Below are 17,036 nucleotides of genomic sequence, written 5' to 3' on the forward strand. Positions count from 1 at the left end.
ACAACCGATACGTTGTGGTGAGCGGGCTTGTCCCGCGCTGGGCTGCGGAGCAGCCCCAATTAAGGGCGCCGCGTTCTTTCAGTTAGAACGGAGTGTCAGGTTTTGGGGCTGCTACGCAGCCCAGCGCGGGGCAAGCCCGCTCACCACAAAAAGCCCGCTCACCACAAAAGCACCCTCCCACACGGATTTGTGGCGAAGTCAGAACCCGCGATGCTTCTTCAGGTGCTCATTGATCTTCGCCGCCGGCACTTTCTGCAAGGTGCACAGCAGATCATGGGACAGTTCACGCAAGCCATGGGTCCCGCGCAGTTCCTGGGCCAGGTGGGCCGTGAGGTTGGCGGCCATCTCCGCATCCGCCATCGCCCGGTGAGCCTTGCCGGTGTGGGGCAGTTGGGCGTAGGCGTTCAGCGTGCCGAGCTTGTGGTTGGGCGCCGATGGCATGAGGCGGCGGGCCAGCAGCAGCGAACAGGCGAACTTCTGCAAACGGGTACGGCGGATCAGACCCAGCTCAAAGTCCCAGAACTTTTGGTCGAACGCGGCGTTGTGCGCCAGCAACGGCGTGACGCCGACGAATTCATTGACCTCATTCATCACCCGCTCCGCCGGCGGCGCGCTGCGCAGCATGGCGTTGCTGATGCCGGTGAGTTGTTCGATGAACGCGGGCACGTGCACACCGGTTTTCATCAGGCTCTGGTAGCGGTCCACGATCTGGCCACGCTCAAGGATGACCACCGCGATTTCCGTGGCCCGGCAACGGCTGCTCGGGGTGATGCCGGTGGTTTCAAAGTCGATGACCGCTATACGTTCCAAACCTGTTCCAACTCCGTCTTAGCATTTATTTGAGCAACAACGCGCCTTCGATCGGCACATACCGGCTGGCGGCGCGTATCAATGAATTGGCCGTCAGCCCCGGTACACCGTAGGCCACGGCCTCGACGCCATGCTTGTGGATAACCCGGTCGAGAAGCATATCGAAATCACCGTCGCCGGAGGCCAGCACGATTTCGTCGACGTGGTCGGCAGCGCCCATGATGTCGAGGGTGATGCCCACGTCCCAGTCGCCCTTGGCCGAGCCGTCGCTGCGCTGGATGTAGGGCTTGAGTTTTACCGTAAAGCCCAGGTTGCGCAGGATCTGCTGGAATTGCTGCTGCTTGCTGTCGCCACGGTCGATGGCATACGCATACGCCTCGACTATCTGCCCGCGCGAGCTGATGTCAGCCCACAACGCAGCGTAGTTGAAGTGGCAACCATAGGCCTGGCGGACGGTGTAATAGAGGTTTTGCACATCGGCGAACACTGCAATTTTCTTCACCGCACTTCCTCATGACAGCCAGGCGCCAGGGCCCGGAAAGGGTGCAAGTATGCCAGCCGCGAGAAGGTTTCCGGGAAAAATCAGACCGGGGCAACGAGTCGCCCCGGTCTGGGTGGGTCAGACGAAGGAATCGTCGTCGCCGAAGGAGGAAGAATCGTCGGAATAATCGCTGTCGGCAAAGCTGTCCGAATTGTTGCTGCCCCAGCTGTCGCTGCCGGCGTACTTCTGGTCATCATTGCCCCAGTTGCCGTTGTCACTGGCAGGCGCTGGCTCCTCACGAATGATTTCTTCCACGACTTGCGGCTGTTGCGAGTTGTGGTTGAACAGGCTGCTGATGCCTTCGGCCAGCAATACACCACCGGCCACGCCGGCTGCGGTTTTCATCGCGCCGCCGAGGAAGCCGCTGCCCACCGGAGCGGCTGGAGCAGGCTGTTGATAATTCTGCTGCGGGGCAGGTTGGCTGAACCCAGGCCGCGCCGGTTCGCGCCAGCCGCCACCAGAAGACGGCGGTGCACTTTGAGCCGGCGGCTGATCACGGGAACCACCGCCGCCAAAGATGCTCGACAGGAAACCGCCGCTGCTCGCCGGAGCAGGCTGCGCGGATTTGGCCCGCTGCAGTTCATCCTGCAATTGCTGGATCTGCTGCGCCTGCTGCTTGTTCTGCGCGTCGAGGCTCTTGAGCGCGTGTTCCTGCACCAGGATCGACTGGGTCATGTAATACCCGGCCGCCGGTTGGCGCGTCATGTGCTCCTTGATCCGCGCTTCGGCCTGGGCGTCGCGGGGGGCTGAGTCCGTTTCGGCTTGTTGCAACCGTGAAAACAGTCCATCGATCAGGGTTTGCTCTTCGCTGTTCATGGCGACCTCGTTAGATTGCCGGTAGAAATCGTGGTCTCGCCTTTAATCAGGCGCCGTCCTAGTTATGGGGGTGTTACGAGTTGTTTCAATGGTCTTTACTCAAGGTTTACGTTTGCTTACCTCCGGTGATGATCGGTTAAAGTGTTGCCCTTGCTTTCAGGCCTGCGATGAACTTGATGAATCCGTTAGACGTGCTGCGCGACTCCTTCCGTTTCACCCAACGCAACTTGGGCGCCATCGTCCAACTGTGTCTGCCGTTGGTGATTTTCGAAGCCCTGCTGCAACAGGTGCTCAACCACGTCGTCGGCCCGGATGCGTTTCCCGGCTACAGCGTGGTGGTGGGGTTGCTGGTGTACCCGCTGTATACCGGCGCGCTGATCCTGTTTCTGGATGCTCGCACCCGTGGCGAGTCGCCGCGCACTAAAGATGTCTGGGCCATGGCCCTTACCCTGTGGCCGCGCTTCGCCCTGCTGACGGCGATGAGCACCCTGCTGATTCTGCTGGGCCTGTCGCTGTATTTCCTGCCGGGGCTGTGGCTGATGGTGGTGCTGGCGTTTGCCGAGTACCTGCTGGTGCTGCGCGGCATGCCGGCGTTGGAGGCGATGAAGGAAAGCTTCCGCCTGAGCCGTGGGCATTTCTGGCTGATCCTGGTATGCCTGCTGTGCGTGATGACGCCGCTGTGGTTGCTCAAGGGCGCCAGCGTTGCAGCGTATCCAACGCCTGCGCCGCTGATTGGCTTGCTGTTGGACAGTGCCCACAGCTTCCTCCAACTGTTTACCAGCGTGGTGCTGTTTCGTTTATTCATGCTGATCGGTGGCGATGCCGACGCGCGGTGATATGCTCCGTGCCACCTCTGAAACGCTATAAGCCGAGCCGATGACCCGTTTATTGCGCATCACCTTGCTGAGCCTGCTGATCATCGCAGGCTTGCTGACCGCCCTGATCTACAGCCTGACCTGGCGCCCCGAGGCGAAGGAAACCCTGCCGGTGAGTTGTGTCGCGCCGCGTGCGCCCACGCTGCTGCCGGGGCAGGCGCTCAAGGTCATGACCTGGAACGTGCAATACCTGGCCGGCAAGAACTACGTGTTCTGGTACGACACCGCCGACGGCAGCGGCCCGGACGACCGCCCCACCGTGGAAGACATGGCCGCCAGCCTCGACGAAGTGGCACGGGTCATCCGCGACGAACAACCCGACATCCTGCTGTTGCAGGAACTCGACGAAAACGCCAAGCCCTCCCATTACCAAGACCAGCTTGCCCTGTTGCAAGAGCGCCTAGTCGACCTCTACCCCTGCAGCGCCCAGGCCTTCGACTGGAAAGCCGACTTCGTGCCAGACCTGCACATCTTCGGCAGCGTCGGCCGCAAACTGGCGACCCTCAGCCGTTACCAGATCGAACACGCCGAACGCCTGCAACTACCGGCACCCGAGGCCAATATCATCAGCCGCCAGTTCCAACCCAAGCCGGCTTTGCTGCTGACTTACCTGCCTTTGAGCGATGGCGGCCAACTCGCGGTGCTCAACACCCGCCTGGATGGCGATGCCCCTGGGCGCAGCGCGGTGCAGGATCAGGTGAAAACTACGGTCAAACTGCTGGATAAATTCGAGGGCCGTGGCACGCCCTGGCTGATCGGCGGGGATTTCAATCTGCTGCCCTTGGGGCAATTCCTACGCCTGGACGCCACCAAACGCGGGCAGTATTCGCCGGACAGCGAGCTGCATTTGCTGTGGGACAAATACCCAATGATCCCGAGCAACAGCCAATCCAGCGGGATTGATCGTGAGAAATGGCTGACGAACTTCCCCAACGACCCGAGCGTGGACGGCCCGGATCGTACGCTGGATTACCTGTTCTACAGCCCGCGGATCAAACGGGTGGAGGCCAAGGTGCGGCAGGAGGATACGTTGCGTATTTCCAACCATTTGCCGGTGATTGCGCGGTTTCTGCTGCCTGCCGCCCAATAGTCACTTGCGCGGTTTGATCCGCGCCGTCGCCTCCGCCACCAGCGGGTCATCCGGCCAATAGTGCTTCGGGTACCGCCCCTTTAAATCCTTCTTAACTTCGGCATAGGTACTGCGCCAGAAGTTCGCCAGGTCCTGCGTCACCTGCACCGGCCGACGCGCCGGGGACAGCAAATGCAGCTTCACCACTTGGCGCCCTCCAGCAATGCGCGGGGTGTCGGCCAGCCCGAACAATTCCTGCAAGCGCACCGCCAGGATCGGCGGCTGTTCGCTGTAGTCCAAACGCACTGACGAACCCGACGGCACTTTCACATGCTGCGGTGCCAGTTCGTCCAAACGTTGGGGCAGTGGCCAGGGCAGCAGGTTGTGCAGGAAGCTGGAGATATCCAGGTGGGCAAAATGGCTCAGGCGCGAGACTTTGCCCAGGTAAGGCATCAGCCAGTGTTCGAGGCTGTCGAGCAAAGCTTTGTCACTGATGTCGGGCCATTCGCTGGTTTTACCGGCGTCGAGCTGGCGCAACAGCATGACCCTGGCCTGCCATTGGCGCAGTTCCGGCGTCCACGGCAGCAGTTCCAGGCCTTTGCGGCGTACCAGGTTGACCAGCGCCTGGCTGCGGGCGGATTCGTCGAGGCCGGTCAGCGGTTCGCGGCTGAGCACCAGTTCACCCACCTTGCGTTGGCGTTCGGCGCGCAGGACACCTTCGCGTTCGTCCCAGTCGAGTTGGTCGACATTGCGCACTTGCTCGGCCAGCACCGTGTCGAACAGCACCGGATCAAAATCCGCCGCCAGGTAGATACGCTCTTCGCGCTGGCCCTGGCGACTGCCCAGGTCGGCGATGACCAGCCAGGCCTGTTTCATCAGGCTGTCGGCTTCGGCGAACAGCGCCGCGCGGCCGTTGGCCAGGCGATATTCTGCACCGCCGGGGCGACGTTGCTGGGCGACGCGGTCCGGGTAGGCCAGCGCCAGCAAGGCACCGAGCCAGCGCGGGTGGTCGGGGTCGGCAACGGCTTGAGTGGCCTGGCCTCTTAAGTAACCACGATATTGTCGCGCCAGTTGCCTGGCCCGCTGCACGCCGCCTTGGGTGCCGCGTGCGCGTTCTTCGCCGGACAACAGCGCCAATCGACTGTGCAAATCCGCACCGCCACCGCGCAGGATGTCGCGCTCTCCCAGCAATGCGGCCACGTCGCAGGCCGTCGCCGCCAATCCAAAATCCTGCCCGCGCAGCAGCAGATGGGCGATACGCGGATGGGCCGGCAACTCGGCCATCTTCTGCCCATGGGCGGTGAGTTTGTCTTCATTCAAAGCACCGAGGCGCACCAGCAAATCCTGGGCCTGGGCATACGCGGCGGTCGGCGGCACATCCAGCCACACCAGTTGATGGGGTGTGACACCCCAACGCGCGAGCTGCAAAGCCAGTCCGGCCAGGTCGGCGGCGAGGATTTCCGCACTGCCGTAAGCGGCCAAACCTTCATGCTGGTCTTCGGACCACAAGCGATAACACACGCCCGGCTCCAGGCGCCCTGCCCGGCCGGCGCGCTGGGTGGCGCTGGCGCGAGAGATACGTTGGGTATCGAGGCGGGTCATGCCGCTGCCGGGGTCGAAACGCGGCACTCGCGCCAGCCCGGCATCAATCACCACACGCACGCCGTTGATGGTCAGGCTGGTTTCGGCGATGTTGGTCGCCAGCACTACTTTGCGTTTACCGGCGGGTGCCGGATCGATAGCGGCGCGTTGGGCGTTGAGGTCCAGTTCGCCATGCAGTGGGCACAACAACACATCGGTGCGCTCGCCGAGGGCGTCGGCCAGTTGCTGGTTGACCCGACGAATCTCGGCCTGCCCCGGTAGGAAAACCAGCACGCTGCCGGTTTCGTCATGCAGGGCTTCGAGAATGGTCTGCACCACGCGCGGCTCGATGAACTCACCGGGCTGGTAAGGTCGGCCCCAGCGCATCTGCACCGGGAACATGCGCCCTTCGCTGCGCAGGATCGGCGCGTCGTCCAGCAGACTGGCCAGGCGTTCGCCTTCTAGGGTGGCGGACATCAGCAGGATTTTCAGCGGTTGATCATCGCGAAACAGTTCGCGGCCGTTGAGGCTCAGGGCCAGTGCCAGGTCGGCATCGAGGCTGCGTTCGTGGAATTCGTCGAAGATCAGCAAACCCACGCCGTCCAGCGCCGGGTCATCCTGCAGGCGGCGGGTGAGGATGCCTTCGGTAACCACTTCGATGCGCGTATTGGGGCCGACCTTGCTGTCCAGACGAATGCGATAGCCGACGGTTTCGCCGACCTTCTCGCCCAGTTCACTGGCCAGGCGTTCGGCCGCCGCACGGGCTGCAAGACGGCGGGGTTCGAGCATCAGGATGGTCTGTCCGGCCAGCCAGGGTTCGTTCAATAACGCCAAGGGCACGCGGGTGGTTTTACCGGCGCCGGGGGGCGCTTCGAGCACGGCTTCATGGCGATTCGCCAAGGCGTCACGCAGTGCAGGTAAAACTTCATCAATCGGCAACGAATTCATACTGGCTCCAAAGCAGAGCGGCGAGTATAACGGCGAACTGCCGAGTGCCGACGTTGGTCTGAAAAACACCACCGGCTGCGCCTGGCAACGCGGTCAAAGGTGGGAGCTGGCTTGCCTGCGATGCTGACAACTCGGTCTTTCAAATAAACCGAGGTGATGCCATCGCAGGCAAGCCAGCTCCCACATTAGAGCGGTGTTGCTCGGCAGTATTGTCATATAGTCCCGTATCAATCGTGTTCAGGAGAGTTTCCATGCGTATCGCTTCCCGTGTCATTGGCGGTGTCCTCGCCGTCACCCTGCTGAGCCAATTGACGGCCTGCGGTTCGATCTTCTACCCGGACCGCCGTGGCCAGATCGACGGCAAGATCGACCCGACCATTGCCGTGCTCGACGCCGTGGGCCTGCTGTTCTATGTGATCCCCGGCCTGATCGCGTTCGGCGTGGACTTCGCCACCGGCGCTATCTACTTCGAACCGGGCAAGACCGCCCAGGTCGATCCGCAGAAACTCCACGAAGCCATTGGCGCCGACGGCAAGGTCGACAACGCCAAGCTGCAAAGCATCATCCAGAAAGAAACCGGCCGCAGCCTGCCGCTCGACGACCCGCGCATGATCCAGTTCAAGGGCAGTGTGCAACAGCTCGCCAGCCTGGGCCTGCAACCCGCCGCTTAAGGATCCGAGCCGCCTATGACCAGCAGTCCCGAACACGCCAGGCTCTTGCGCCTGGCCACCCGCGCCTCGGTGGGCGTGGCTTGTGCGCTGATTATCACCAAGGCCATCGCCTGGTGGCTCAGCGGCTCGGTGAGCATGCTTGCCGGGTTGACCGATTCACTGCTGGATGGCGTGACCTCGCTGCTGAACCTGGTGGCGGTGCATTACGCGTTGCGCCCGGCCGATGACGATCACCGTTATGGGCACGGCAAGGCGGAGTCGCTGTCGGGCATGGCGCAGGCGCTGTTTATCGGCGGCAGTGCGGTGTTGATCGCGTTCCAGGCCTATCAGCGTCTGCAACATCCGGAACCGGTGGGCGCACCGTGGTTGAGCATTGGCGTGATCGTGTTTTCCCTGGTACTGACCGTGGCTTTGCTGATGCTGCAACACCGGGTGATCCGCGAAACCGGCTCCAACGCCGTGCGCGCGGACTCATTGCATTACCGCTCCGACCTGATGCTCAACGGCAGCATCTTGGTAGCGCTGGTGCTGGCAGGGTTTGGCTACCATCAGGTCGATGCCTGGTTCGGACTGGGCATTGCCGCTTACATCTTATGGAGCGCCATCCAGATCGCCCGTGAAAGCTTTGCGGTGTTGATGGATGAAGAACTGCCGCCGGACGTGAGCCAGCACATGCTCGAACTGGCCCGTGGCGTACCGGGTGTATTGGGCGCGCATGATTTGCGCACGCGGATTTCCGGCAGCCACTGGTTTGTGCAACTGCACCTGGAATTGCCGGGGGAATTGACGCTATCAGTGGCCCACGGCATCAGCGACCAGGCCGCCGATGCTATTCACAAGGCCTACCCGCGCGCCGAAGTGCTGGTGCACGCCGACCCGCGGGAAGTGGTCACAGGCAATAAAACCTAGTACTGCACCTGATAACCGCGGCTGCTCAGGCAGTTGCCCTGGGCCTGGCGGTAGGTTTGCACCACCGCCGGATCGGGGGCGTAGGTGACTTGCTGCGGGTCGAAGCCACTTTGCTGCACGGCCCAGCGATAACAGTCATAACCGTCCTGCTGCACCTGGGCCGGTGACTGGCCGTTGGCCGGATACGCCACCACATCATAACCATTGCCTTGCGGCGCGGGCTGCGGTGCCGGTACTGCGGCTGGCGGTTGCACTACCACGTATTGCTGGGAGCTGCTTTCGTAGGTGTAGTAGGAACCCGCCGCGAGGAAGAACAGCGCGCTGCCGATCCACACTTCACGCGCGTAGTCCGGCAGGTAATGCACACGGATGCCGTAGGGCGGCGTCACCACCACATAGCGCGGGCCTTGCGGGCGATACCAATAGCCGCCGGAGTAGAAGTAGTCCTGGCCACGGTAAGGCACGCGGTAATTGCGATCAGGGAAGCGGTCGATCACATAACCTGGGCGATGCTGCGGGCCTGGGCCCCAGCCGTTGCCATGGCCGTCAGGGCGACCGGGCCAGCGGTTGTCGCCGGGGCGCGAGCCTGGGCCGCCGGCTTCCCAGTGTTGGTTGCCGTCATTGCGTCGAGGGATGTCACGGTAATAGCCCTGACGCGGTTCCTGGGTCTGGCGCACGGTGTCGGGGCGACTCTGGATCGGCAGGTTGTTCGACGGCTGTGGTTGTGGCTGGGGCCGCCCCTGCTCATTGCCCTGGGGACGCCCTTGCCATTGGCCACCACCGTTCTGGCCTGCGCGATCAAAATGCTGATTCTGCGGGCGCGGCTGGTTGTTTTGCTGACGTGGTGGGTTGTTCTGCGGACGCGGCTGTTCATTACCGCCTCCTGGCCGTCCGCCCTCCGGCCCTCTTTCATGCTGACCACCGCCCTCACCACGCGGCCCGGTATCACGTTCGTCGGCCACTGCCTGGGCGCCAACGGTGACCATCAGCAAACCTACACCTGCCAAACGCCAGATGCGCTTCATGCTATTCCTCACTGCGGATTAGGGCCTGTCCATGAGACTGGAAAAGCCAGGCCCGGTTCTCGGACAGGTTATCAGCAGGCAAAAGAAAAGGGGTGACCCGTCGGCCACCCCTTGAGAACTTCGTCCTGGCTCAACGCTTTTGACGTTGGCTCACCTCACGCCGTCTTGTGGACAGTGTGCAGCCTGGAGGCCGGCTCAACCCTGCTGGGGTGGCGGCCGCAGCGGGCCTGATTGGGCGGGCTGCTTTGGACTGTTGTCCAGGCGGTGATTCTGTTGATAAAGATACCCGCCAGCGCCCGGCAGATGATTGCGAAGATTGCGTCAATAAACAGTGCTTGCGCAATTTTTAACCCTTCATGGATAATTCACCGCAATAGTTACGACAAAGGCCATCCCAATGAGCAAGCTTGACCGATACGACCTGAGTATTTTGGCGGAATTGCAACGTGATGCGAGGATCTCCAACCAGGAGTTGGCCGAACGCATCGGCTTGTCGCCGTCGCCGTGCTCGCGCCGGGTCAAGCAGTTGGAGGACGACGGCTACATCGCTCGCCAGGTCGCCTTGCTCGACCGCAAGATGCTTGGCCTGAGTCTGACCGCCTATGTGCTGATCGGCATGGACCGCCACACGCCCGAACGTTTCGAGAACTTCGAAGCGGCAATCCGCACCCTGCCACAGGTGCTGGAATGCAGTTTGGTCACCGGGATGGATGCGGACTATCAGTTGAAAGTGGTGGTGCCGGACATGGATCACTATCAGAAACTGCTGCTAGGTCACCTGACCCGCATTGAAGGTGTGACCAGCGTGCGCTCCAGTTTTGTGTTGAATCAGGTGCTTAACAGCACCGAATTGCCGCTGACGCACCTGAGAACCTGACCCCCAACCTGTAGGAGCCAGCTCGCCGGCGATGAGGCCCTTGAACCAAGCGCCGATCGTTCGGACGCCATCGCCGGCAAGCCGGCTCCTACAAGGGGCGTGCGTCGCACCGACGCAGGTCAACCTTGAGCGCATCGCGCGGCCTTATACTGCCCGCCTGCCTTTGTCGGAAAATTCGCCATGAACAACATCGACCCCGCCCTCTTCGAAGAATGGATGATGACCGGCCTGGTCACGATCCTGATCATTTTCATGGGCTTTATCGTCTGGGACCTGGCGAAGAAGTCCAAGGCCGGGCGTTTTGGCTCGTTCATCCTATTCTTCGTCTTGGGCCTGGGCGTGGCCGCGTTCATCATCAAGAGCGTGGTGATCGGCCTGATCGAGTCCGGCGCCTTATAAGCGCGCCGGCACTTCCTTCCACTGGCCTTGATCCAGGCCGTCAATCGTCCAATCGCCAATGCGCACGCGCACCAGACGCAGGGTGGGCAAGCCCACGGCGGCGGTCATGCGCCGCACCTGGCGGTTACGCCCCTCGCGAATCACCAATTCAAGCCAGTACGTCGGTATGTTTTTGCGAAAGCGCACCGGCGGGTTACGCGGCCATAACTCGGGCTCATCCAACTGCCGCGCTTGCGCAGGCAAGGTCTTGCCGTCATTCAGTTCGACACCGTCGCGCAAGCGTTGCAGTTGCTCTTCGGTCGGTTCGCCTTCCACCTGCACCCAGTAGGTTTTCGCCAACTTGTGCTTGGGGTCGGCAATCCGCGCCTGCAACTGGCCATCGTTGGTCAGCAACAACAAGCCTTCGCTGTCACGGTCCAGGCGGCCCGCCGGGTAGATGCCGGGGATGTCGATGAAATCTTTGAGCGTCGCGCGCCCGCCTTCGTCGCTGAATTGGGTCAGCACGTCAAAGGGTTTATTGAACAGGATCAGTTTCGGCTCGGCCGGTGGCGCCTTGGCGACACGCCGCGCTGCGGAATACGGAGGTTTCACGCCAGGGCGGCGCGAATCGGGACGGGTGGGACGGGACATGGCAAAGGAACATCTAACGGTCAGGACCGACAATGCTAGTGGCCTGACCGTTAAATGACCATCCCAACCGCTTAGCGGAACGGCGGCTCGTCGAAGCTGCGCAGTTTGCGCGAGTGCAGCGAGTTGAGTTCGGTACGCAGCAAATCCACCGCCTCGATGCCGATCTTCAAGTGCTGACTGACCGCACGCTCATAGAATGCGTTGGCCGAACCGGGCAGCTTGATCTCACTGTGCAGTGGCTTATCCGACACACACAGCAAAGTGCCGTACGGCACCCGCAAGCGATAACCCTGGGCGGCGATAGTGCCGCTTTCCATGTCCACGGCCACGGCGCGGGACAGGTTGATCAGCGGCCGCTCCTGTGCCCAGCGCAGTTCCCAGTTACGGTCGTCGTAGGTCAACACGGTGCCGGTGCGCAGGCGTTTTTTCAGCTCTTCGCCTTTTTCGCCGGTGACGTTGGCTGCCGCTTGCTGCAAGGCCAACTGCACTTCGGCCAGGGCCGGGATCGGGATGTTCGGCGGCACGACGCGGTCGAGAATCCCGTCGCGGCGCATGTAAGCGTGAGCCAGCACGTAATCGCCGATGGTCTGGGATTGGCGCAGGCCGCCGCAGTGGCCGATCATCAGCCAGCAATGCGGACGCAGCACGGCCAGGTGGTCGGTGATGTTCTTCGCGTTGGACGGGCCGACGCCAATGTTGACCAAGGTCACGCCGTGGCCGTCAGTGGCTTGCAAGTGATAAGCCGGCATCTGATAACGGTGCCACACCACCCCGGCAGCAATCGCGGAGGCTTCACCGTGGTCCATCGCTTTGTCGATCACCACGTTGCCCGGCAACACCATGCGGATAAAACGCGGGTCGCTGCGCAGTTGTTCCAGGCCATGCACGATGAACTGGTCGACATAACGGTGGTAGTTGGTCAGCAGGATCCACGGCTGCACATGGCGCCAATCGCTGCCGGTGTAGTGCACCAGGCGGCGCAGGGAAAAGTCCACGCGCGCCGCATCGAACAACGCCAGGGGCAGCGGGTCAGTGTTTTCCCAGTCGTACAGGCCATCGGCGATGCCATCAGTGGCGGCCGACAGGTCGGTACTCGGGAACACGCGGGCCAGGGTCGCCGCAGTCACGCCGGAGCCGGCCAGTTCATCGCCCTGCTCCACTACGTAAGGGTATGGAATGTTCTGCTGGCTCACACCGACTTCCACCGTCACGGTGAAGTCGTGCATCAGCGGCACCAGTTGCTCCAGCAGGTATTTACGAAACGCCGCAGGATGGGTGACGGTAACGCTGTAGGTCCCTGGTAACTGAACCTTGGCATACGCCCGGGTGGTCTGTGGGACTTCGCCGTGGCAGTGGTAGGTCAGGCGCAGTTCCGGGTAGCGGAACAACGCACGTTGTTCGGCGTCGGGTTCGACGCGGTCCTTGAGGTATTGCTTGAGGGCTTGATTGAGCGCGCCCGTGGCACGCTCATGCAGGGCCGCCAGCCGGTCCACGGCTTCTTCAGCGGTTTGAACGACAACAAAAGCTTCGGTCACGGTAAGCATCCTGTGTTCTGACTTGCAGGCCTTTATCTTGCCTGTATCCCCGTCAGACGCAAACTTTGAATGCAATCAACAAGGTGTGGACCTGGCGACAATCGCCGCCACGTCGACGCCACGCGGCAGGGTGCCATACACTCGACCGGACGATTCGCCCAAGCGACTGGCGATAAACCCATCGCTGACCGCCGCATTGCCGGCTTCCAGCAACAGCTTGGCCTGCAACGCCACGGCGATGTCTTCGGTAAGCTGGCGCGCACGGTATTGGATGTCCTGGGTGTCCATAAAGGCTGACTTCAATTGCTCGATATGCCGCGCCAGTAGCTTGTCGCCATGCCCATCCCCCAGCTCGACAAACAGCGCTTCCAGCACGCCCGGCTCTTTTGACAACGCGCGCAGCACGTCCAGGCACTGCACGTTGCCAGAACCTTCCCACGTCGAATTCACCGGCGCCTCACGGTACAGGCGCGGCAGGATGCTGTCCTCGACGTACCCGGCACCGCCCATGCACTCGGCGGCTTCATTGATCATGGCCGGGGCGCGTTTGCAGATCCAATACTTGCCCACGGCTGTCACGAGCCTGGCGAACTTGGCTTCCTGCTCATCGCCTAAATGATCCAATGCGCGGCCCATGCGCAGGCTCAGGGCCAACGCGGACTCGCTTTCCAACGCCAGGTCCGCCAGCACGTTTTGCATCAAGGGTTGTTCGCTGAGCACCCGCCCCCCCACCAAACGATGGGCACAATGATGGCTGGCCTGGGTCAGCGCCTGGCGCATCAATGCGCTGGAGCCGACCATGCAATCGAAGCGGGTCATGGCGACCATTTCGATGATAGTTGGCACGCCACGGCCTTCCTCACCGATCATCCAGGCCAGGGCGCCACGGAACTCCACTTCGCTGGAGGCGTTGGAGCAGTTGCCCAGTTTGTTTTTCAGGCGCTGGATGTAGAACTCGTTGCGCGTGTCATCCGGGCGGTGCCGGGGCAGTAGGAAGCAGGTCAGGCCCTTGTCGGTTTGCGCCAGGGTCAGGAAGGCATCGCACATCGGTGCCGAGCAGAACCACTTGTGGCCCACCAGTTCATAGGCCTGGCCCGGACCGCCGGCACCCACCGGATAGGCGCGAGTGGTGTTGGCGCGCACGTCGGTGCCGCCCTGTTTCTCAGTCATGGCCATGCCGATAGTGGCACCGGCCTTGTGAGCGATGCCGACATTGCGCGGGTCGTATTGGGTATTGAGGATTTTCGGTAGCCAGGTCTTGGCCAGGTCCGGTTGCAGGCGCAGGGCAGGCACGCAAGCGAAGGTCATGGTCAGCGGACAGCCGGTGCCGGCTTCGGCCTGGCTGTGCAGGTAGGTCATGGCGGCGCGGGCCACATGAGCGCCGGACTGCGGATGCGCCCACGGCAGCGACGGCAAGCCATGTTCGACGGCCGTGCGCATGAGTTCGTGGTAAGCCGGGTGAAACTCCACCAGGTCGATGCGATGGCCATAACGGTCATGGCTGTTGAACACCGGTTTGTTCTGGTTCGCCAGGAACCCGGCCTCCATCAACGGCCCACCGGCCAGTGCGCCGTAGGCATCGATACGCGCTTCTGCCCAGCCAGCACCAAAGCGGCGCGACCATTCCTGCAGGGGCAAATCGATACGGTACAGGTTGGTGCCGTCCAGGGACGGTGGCTGGTTGGTGACGTCGTGGGTTTCGGCAAACTGATGCAGGTTCATGACGGGCCTCCTGGAAAAAGGCCCATTTCGATTGAGGCTGTTTGTAGGAGCGAGCTTGCTCGCGAAGAACGTGAGAGCACCGCGTTTTTACAGGGTGCTCGCGTTATCGTTGACGTTCTTCGCGAGCAAGCTCGCTCCTACACGGTGCCCGTCGATTGAGGCCGGTTTTTTCAGTTAAACACCGTCATACCGCTTAAAAAAGTGGCATACCCGCCGAATGTCCGGCGCTTTCGCCCTCTACCGGACACAGCAACCGACGCTCCAACACCGCCTGCAAGGCCTCGAAACGCACAGGTTTGGCCAGGCGATCGGAGAGGCCGATGCCATGGCAGCGCTCACGCTCCGACGCATTCAGCGACGTACTTAAGGCGATTACCGGTAACTCACCGCAGCCGGGCAATGCACGGATCTGACAACACAACGAGAAGCCACCTTCAGGGATATCCAACAGTACTGCGTCGAAATCTCCTGCTTGCAAGGCAGCCAACGCGTTCGGGCCGGTGTCCACGGTTTTCACCCGGTATCCGAGTTTGAGCAGCATGCCGCGCACCACCAGTTGGCCGACGCTGTTGTCGTCCACCAGCAGCACCGAGCACTCCTGAGGTGCGCGCTGCTTATCCGGCGCAGGTCGGGATTCAGGTGCTAGGGGACTGACCTCCACTTCAAGCTGGAAGCGGCTGCCTTTGCGCGGCTCGGAATGATGGGTGAGACGCCCGCCCAGCAGCTCGATCAGTTGCCGGCAGATCGCCAGGCCGATACCCAGGCCACCGTACTCGCGGGTCATGGAGCCATCCAGTTGGAAGAACCGCTGATACAGGGTCGCTTCGTCGAGGAAAGCAAAGCCGATTCCGGTGTCGGTGACGATAAAGCTCAAGCGCAGGCCACCGCCACTCTGGGGCACACCGACCACGCGCAGGCGCACCGCGCCTTCGTGGGTGAACTTAAAGGCGTTGTCCAGCAGGCAATCCAGGCACTGCAGCAGTTTGTCGGCGTCGCCCAGTACGCGGTCTGGCAACTCGTCCGCCACATCGATGGAGAACGCCAGGCCTTTGCTCTGGGCGCTGGCGGTGAACTGCTGGCGCAAGGTGTCGAGCGTACCGCGCAGGCTGAATACCTGGGGTTGGGCGCTCAAGCGGCCGGCCTGCAATTCGGTGAGGGTTAGGATGCCGTTGACCATGCGCATCATGTCCCGCGCCGAACCGGCGGCGGTTTGATGGTATTGCGCCAGGTCCGCGTCCAGGGGCACGGTCTGCATCAGTTCGAGGGAGCCAATCACGCCGTTCATGGGCGTACGCAGTTCGTGGGTCAGGGTGGCGAGGAACTCGTCCTTCAGTCGGTTGCTGCGGGCCAATTGCTGGTTGAGCACTTCAAGTTTTTGGCTGGCATCGAGCAGGATCTGCGCTTGTTGCTCGCGCATGGAATTGATGCGGTCGGCCAGAGCCAGGGACAGCAGCGCCACTTCAATCGCCGAGCCGATCTGGCTGGCATACATGGTCAGGAATACGTTGGGCAGATAGCCCAGCACCATCAGCGTATTCACCACTCCACCTAGCAGGAACGCCGACCAGGCGATGATGAAATAGCGCGCCACCCGCTGGCCGCAATACCAGGCCTTGATGGCGGCGACAAAAATAGTCACGGTAAACACCAGTGCCAAACCGGTGGCCAGGCGCAGTGCCAGCGCGTAGCTGGTCATCAACGACAGCAGCATCACTACGCCACCGCAGGCCACCAGCGCCAGCAACAGCCGGTTGATCCAGCGACTGTGCTGGGCAGTGTGCAAAAAGCTGCGCGCAAACAGGCTGCCGAACAACGCCGCCGAGCCGATCAGGAATGGCGTCGCGGCATTCGCCCACCAAGGATTGTTCGGCCAGAAATACTCCACCGCCGCACCGTTGACCGACAGCTGATACATGCCAAACGAGGCGATATAAAAGATGTAATAGAGGTAGCTGGTGTCGCGCACGCTGAGGTAGATGAACAGGTTATAGACCAGCATCCCCAGCAACACGCCATAGATCAGGCCCAGCACATACAGGCGCAGCGGCTGTTGCTCCAGGTAGGCGGTGCTGGACCACAGCGTCACAGGCGCCTGGATCGATCCTTCGCTTTGCAGGCGCAGGTACACGGTTTTTGCCTCGCCCGGCGTGAAGTCGACCTTGAACAAGTAGTTGTTCTGGCGGATCTCACGGGCGGAAAACGGCAGCGCATCCCCAGTACGTCCTGCCAGCCGATAAGTGCCGGTGTTGTCGGGCAGGTAGAGGTCAAGATGGTCGAGCGGCGGGTACGCCAACTCCAGCAACCAGGTGCGCTGCGCTTCGGGATTAGTGGGTAGGTAATGCAGATTGACCTTGAGCCAGAACACCGAGCGCGAGTAGCCAGCATTCAGGGTGTCTTTATCGTGGGGCTTGAACTGCGCGGTGGCGGACGGCGCGATCACATCCGCGATGGTGAGGGCATCGGTCGGGTCTTCGATCACTTGCATCACTCGCCCCAACGGCAGGCTTTGTGTGTCCTGGTTAAACTCGATGGCGTTGGCGAGCATCGGCAACCCGCACAACAATAAAATCAGCAAATAGCGCATAGAGCCCCAGCGTGGCCTGTCCGGTTATGTCAAAAAGCCCCCCA

At 61.9% G+C, this 17,036-nt stretch carries 15 protein-coding genes; 6 read left to right on the forward strand and 9 right to left on the reverse strand.

The annotated features are described in order from the left end of the window. Positions 1-198: 198 nt before the first annotated feature. From RB216_RS25550 to RB216_RS25560, 3 genes are all read right to left on the reverse strand, one after another. Positions 199-810, reverse strand: a complete 612-nt coding sequence (locus RB216_RS25550; protein ID WP_028618047.1) for a 3'-5' exonuclease — start codon at positions 808-810, stop codon at positions 199-201. Positions 811-835: 25 nt separating this feature from the next. Next, positions 836-1,312, reverse strand: coding sequence for a LabA-like NYN domain-containing protein (locus RB216_RS25555; protein WP_308908032.1), 477 nt, complete (start codon positions 1,310-1,312; stop codon positions 836-838). A 117-nt stretch (positions 1,313-1,429) separates the two neighbouring features. Continuing rightward, positions 1,430-2,167: a DUF2076 domain-containing protein gene (locus tag RB216_RS25560; protein ID WP_305382973.1), complete on the reverse strand. Its 738-nt coding sequence runs from the start codon at positions 2,165-2,167 to the stop codon at positions 1,430-1,432. Between the two features lie 176 nt (positions 2,168-2,343). Between RB216_RS25560 and RB216_RS25565 the strand changes: the two genes are divergently transcribed. Together RB216_RS25565 and RB216_RS25570 are read left to right on the forward strand one after the other, a co-directional pair. Next, positions 2,344-3,003 (forward strand): YciC family protein, encoded by a 660-nt coding sequence (locus tag RB216_RS25565; RefSeq protein WP_025999910.1) that lies wholly within the window; start codon positions 2,344-2,346, stop codon positions 3,001-3,003. 40 nt (positions 3,004-3,043) lie between these two features. After that, positions 3,044-4,132, forward strand: a complete 1,089-nt coding sequence (locus RB216_RS25570; protein WP_068932003.1) for an endonuclease/exonuclease/phosphatase family protein — start codon at positions 3,044-3,046, stop codon at positions 4,130-4,132. Here RB216_RS25570 and hrpB read toward each other — a convergent pair whose 3' ends face one another. Further along, complete coding sequence (gene hrpB / locus RB216_RS25575) at positions 4,133-6,640, reverse strand: ATP-dependent helicase HrpB (RefSeq protein WP_308908033.1); 2,508 nt, start codon at positions 6,638-6,640, stop codon at positions 4,133-4,135. It lies immediately after the preceding gene. A gap of 251 nt (positions 6,641-6,891) precedes the next feature. On the opposite strand from hrpB, the gene pmcY reads away from it, so the two are divergent. Beyond that, positions 6,892-7,311, forward strand: a complete 420-nt coding sequence (gene pmcY / locus RB216_RS25580) for a periplasmic Zn2+ metallochaperone PmcY (RefSeq protein WP_010206751.1) — start codon at positions 6,892-6,894, stop codon at positions 7,309-7,311. A 15-nt stretch (positions 7,312-7,326) separates the two neighbouring features. Then, positions 7,327-8,220, forward strand: coding sequence for a cation diffusion facilitator family transporter (locus tag RB216_RS25585; RefSeq protein WP_016978609.1), 894 nt, complete (start codon positions 7,327-7,329; stop codon positions 8,218-8,220). Here RB216_RS25585 and RB216_RS25590 read toward each other — a convergent pair. Beyond that, entirely contained in the window at positions 8,217-9,245 is a 1,029-nt protein-coding gene (locus RB216_RS25590) for a DUF6515 family protein (protein WP_028618051.1), read from the reverse strand. The two genes, RB216_RS25585 and RB216_RS25590, sit on opposite strands and share 4 nt — an antisense overlap. Positions 9,246-9,642: 397 nt before the next feature. On the opposite strand from RB216_RS25590, the gene RB216_RS25595 reads away from it, so the two are divergent. After that, positions 9,643-10,122, forward strand: a complete 480-nt coding sequence (locus tag RB216_RS25595; RefSeq protein ID WP_003194418.1) for an Lrp/AsnC family transcriptional regulator — start codon at positions 9,643-9,645, stop codon at positions 10,120-10,122. Positions 10,123-10,311: 189 nt separating this feature from the next. After that, on the forward strand, positions 10,312-10,521 hold the full coding sequence (locus RB216_RS25600) for a DUF2788 domain-containing protein (protein ID WP_025999909.1): 210 nt from the start codon (positions 10,312-10,314) through the stop codon (positions 10,519-10,521). On the opposite strand, the gene RB216_RS25605 is transcribed toward RB216_RS25600, so the two are convergent. The 4 genes from RB216_RS25605 to RB216_RS25620 all read right to left on the reverse strand — a co-directional run bounded on the left by RB216_RS25605 (position 10,516) and on the right by RB216_RS25620 (position 16,992). Continuing rightward, positions 10,516-11,151 carry a pseudouridine synthase gene (locus RB216_RS25605; protein ID WP_122683591.1) on the reverse strand — a complete coding sequence of 212 codons (636 nt, stop codon included), beginning with the start codon at positions 11,149-11,151 and terminating at the stop codon, positions 10,516-10,518. The genes RB216_RS25600 and RB216_RS25605 overlap by 6 nt on opposite strands. A gap of 71 nt (positions 11,152-11,222) precedes the next feature. Then, entirely contained in the window at positions 11,223-12,695 is a 1,473-nt protein-coding gene (amn, locus tag RB216_RS25610; RefSeq protein WP_164672983.1) for an AMP nucleosidase, read from the reverse strand. A 66-nt stretch (positions 12,696-12,761) separates the two neighbouring features. After that, a complete protein-coding gene (locus RB216_RS25615; protein WP_308908034.1) occupies positions 12,762-14,408 on the reverse strand; it encodes an acyl-CoA dehydrogenase family protein in 1,647 nt (548 codons plus the stop codon). 193 nt (positions 14,409-14,601) lie between these two features. Continuing rightward, positions 14,602-16,992: a hybrid sensor histidine kinase/response regulator gene (locus RB216_RS25620; RefSeq protein WP_308908035.1), complete on the reverse strand. Its 2,391-nt coding sequence runs from the start codon at positions 16,990-16,992 to the stop codon at positions 14,602-14,604. Between the last annotated feature and the right edge of the window lie 44 nt (positions 16,993-17,036).

Origin of the sequence: Pseudomonas canadensis, assembly GCF_030980095.1 — a bacterium.
Classification (GTDB): domain Bacteria; phylum Pseudomonadota; class Gammaproteobacteria; order Pseudomonadales; family Pseudomonadaceae; genus Aquipseudomonas; species Aquipseudomonas canadensis.